The sequence below is a fragment of the uncultured Aquabacterium sp. genome (assembly GCF_913773725.1).
Classification (GTDB): Bacteria; Pseudomonadota; Gammaproteobacteria; order Burkholderiales; family Burkholderiaceae_C; genus Aquabacterium.
Genome location: NZ_CAJYGK010000041.1, coordinates 1 through 2,871 on the forward strand (window position 1 = coordinate 1; position 2,871 = coordinate 2,871).

The 2,871-nt window shown below is 66.2% G+C and carries 4 protein-coding genes; all 4 read right to left on the bottom strand.

The genetic code is table 11. The features are described from left to right. Positions 1 to 161 (bottom strand): RNA methyltransferase PUA domain-containing protein (locus QZ709_RS04750; RefSeq protein WP_366937142.1); only part of this gene is annotated, 161 nt, incomplete at its 3' end. Between the two features lie 47 nt (positions 162 to 208). Further along, positions 209 to 724, bottom strand: a complete 516-nt coding sequence (locus QZ709_RS04755) for a hypothetical protein (protein WP_294636159.1) — start codon at positions 722 to 724, stop codon at positions 209 to 211. A gap of 59 nt (positions 725 to 783) precedes the next feature. Next, positions 784 to 2,457 carry a long-chain-fatty-acid--CoA ligase gene (locus QZ709_RS04760; protein WP_294636160.1) on the bottom strand — a complete coding sequence of 558 codons (1,674 nt, stop codon included), beginning with the start codon at positions 2,455 to 2,457 and terminating at the stop codon, positions 784 to 786. Between the two features lie 122 nt (positions 2,458 to 2,579). Then, positions 2,580 to 2,871 (bottom strand): NAD(P)(+) transhydrogenase (Re/Si-specific) subunit beta (locus QZ709_RS04765; protein WP_294636161.1); only part of this gene is annotated, 292 nt, incomplete at its 5' end.

Below are 2,871 nucleotides of genomic sequence, written 5' to 3' on the forward strand. Positions count from 1 at the left end.
GCCGTGACCTCCGCCTGCCATTCGGGGCCGCTGCCGTCGAACAGGTTCAGCGCATCGCCCGGCTGCAGGCGCAGCACCTGCACATGGCGCGCGGCGGCGGGTGGCAACGCGAAGTCGTCACCGGAGGCGACGAGCGGCGAATCGACGAAGAAGCGGGGCAAGACGGCGGACGGGTAGGCGGACGATCCCGCCAGTGTCCCAGATCGGATCAGCGCAGGCCGAGCGCCTGACGGACGGCCGCGGCGGCGTCCTCGCCCTTGGCCTTCTGCACACGCTCCACCAGCTGCAGGGCCAGCGCCTGCAACGCGGCCAGGCTGTCGGCCTTCTCGACCTCCAGCGCGAAGGCATAGCCCTTGAACGGGCCCAGCAGCTTGGTGGCCTCGCCGCTCATGTAGGTGTAGAGGGCAGCGCGGTCCAGCAGCGTCGAACCGCCGGCAGGTGGCGAGGCTGGAGTTGCCGCCGGTGCCGGCGCAGCGGCGGGCGCCGGCGCGGCGACGGCCCGGGCGGGCGCCGCAGCGCCGCCCTGGGGCGCAATCAGGCCATGTTCGCGCAGCGCCTCGAAGTCGGCGGGCGTGGCGCCTGCCACGAGGCGCAACCATTCGCCGCCGGGCTTGCTCGCGTCAAGCATCAGCAGCAGGTTGCGCGCCGCGCGCGACAGCGGCAGCGTACGCGTCTTGATCTCGGCGCGGCCGGCCTCGGTCTTGGAATACAGCAGTTCGAGCACGGTGTCAGTGGTGGCGCCCAGGCGGGATCACCGCCTGCGCTTGGTGAACGGGTTAGGGGTCAGCCCTTGTCCCGCAATTCCCGGCGCAGGATCTTGCCCACAGGCGTCTTGGGCAGGTCGGTGCGGAACTCAACGATCTTGGGGCGTTTGTAGCCTGTCAGGTTGGCTTCGCAATAGGCCCGTACATCGGCCTCACTGAGATTCGGGTCTTTCTTCACGATGACCAGCTTCACCGCCTCGCCCGCCTTGGCATCCGGCACGCCGACGGCGGCGCACTCCAGCACGCCGGGCATCTGCGTCAGCACGTCCTCGACCTCGTTGGGGTACACGTTGAAGCCGCTGACCAGGATCATGTCCTTCTTGCGGTCGACGATCTTGTAATAACCGTTTTCATCGACGGTGCCGATGTCGCCACTGCGGAAGAAGCCGTCGGGCGTCATGACCTTGGCGGTCTCGTCGGGGCGCTGCCAGTAGCCGGCCATCACCTGCGGGCCCTTGATGGCGATCTCGCCCGGCTGGCCGGCCGGCACTTCCTGGCCGTCGTCGTCCAGCAGCTTGAGCTCGGTGTGCGGCAGCGGCAGGCCGATGGTGCCGGTATAGGCCTCACTGTCGGTGGGGTTGCAGGTGGCGGTGGGCGAGGTCTCGGACAGGCCGTAACCCTCGACGATGGGGCAGCCGGTCTTCTCCAGCCACAACCGCGCGGTGGCCTGCTGCACGGCCATGCCGCCGCCCACGGAGATGACGAGCCGGCTCCAGTCCACCGAGCCGAAGTCCGGGTGATTGGCCATGGCCATGAACAGCGTGTTCACCGCCGGGAAGCTGTGGAAGCGATGGTTCTTCAGCTCCTTGAACATGGCCGGCAGATCGCGCGGATTCGGAATCAGCACGTTGGCGCCGCCCATGTGCATGGACAGCATCATGTTCACGTTGAAGCCGAAGATGTGATACAGCGGCAGCGCGCAGATGGTGACCACCTGTTCGCCGGCCGGGATCTTCTTCAGCGCGGGCTGGTACCAGGCCTCGTTCTGCAGGATGTTGGCCACCAGGTTGCGGTGCAGCAGCACGGCACCCTTGGACACGCCGGTGGTGCCACCGGTGTACTGCAGCACGGCGATGTCGTCCGGCCCCAGCTTGGCGGGCTTGAAGCCCAGGCTGCGGCCCTTGGCCAGCGCGTCGTTGAAGCGCACGGCGCCGGGCAGCTCGTAGGCCGGCACCATCTTCTTCACGTTGCGCACGACGTAGTTGACGATGCTGCCCTTGAGCATGCCCAGCATGTCGCCCATGGCGGCCAGGATGATGTGCTTGGTGGGCACCGAACGGATGACCTGCTGCAGCACCGAGGCGAAGTTCTCGATGATGACGATGGCCTTGGCACCCGAGTCCTTGAGCTGGTGCTCCAGCTCGCGCGGCGTGTACAGCGGGTTCACGTTCACGACGACATAACCCGCGCGCAGCACAGCGGCCACGGCCACCGGGTACTGGAACAGGTTGGGCATCATCAGGGCGACGCGGTCGCCCTTTTCGAGGCCCAGGCTCTGCAGATAGGCCGCCAGCGCACGCGAGGCGCTGTCGACCTCGGCGAAGCTGATGCTCTTGCCCATCATCAGATAGGCCGGCTTGCTGGCGTGCTTTTTGAAACCGGTGTCGAGCAGATCAACCAGGCTGGGATAGAGGGACGTGTTCACGTCGCGGGGCACTGCGGCCGGGTATTGCTTCAGCCAGATCGGCTCCATGCCTTGTCTCCTGTTGGTGGGGCGCGATTCTGACCGATAGCTGACATCGCTGAGGTCAGGGGATTCGATAGAGAAACCTAGAAGCCCGCGCCTAGCGGGGATACTTCGCGGTGGCAGGCCGGCTATTCCACGGCCTTCAGCATGTCTTCGACCACCTTCTTCGCATCGCCGAAGACCATCATGGTCTTGTCCATGTAGAACAGCTCGTTGTCCAGGCCCGCGTAGCCCGCGGCCATGGAGCGCTTGTTGACGATGATGGTCTTGGCCTTGTAGGCCTCGAGGATGGGCATGCCGTAGATGGGGCTGCCTTTCACATGTGCGGCGGGGTTCACCACGTCGTTCGCGCCCAGGATGATGGCCACGTCCACCTGGCCGAACTCGCCGTTGATGTCTTCCATCTCGAAGACCTGGTCG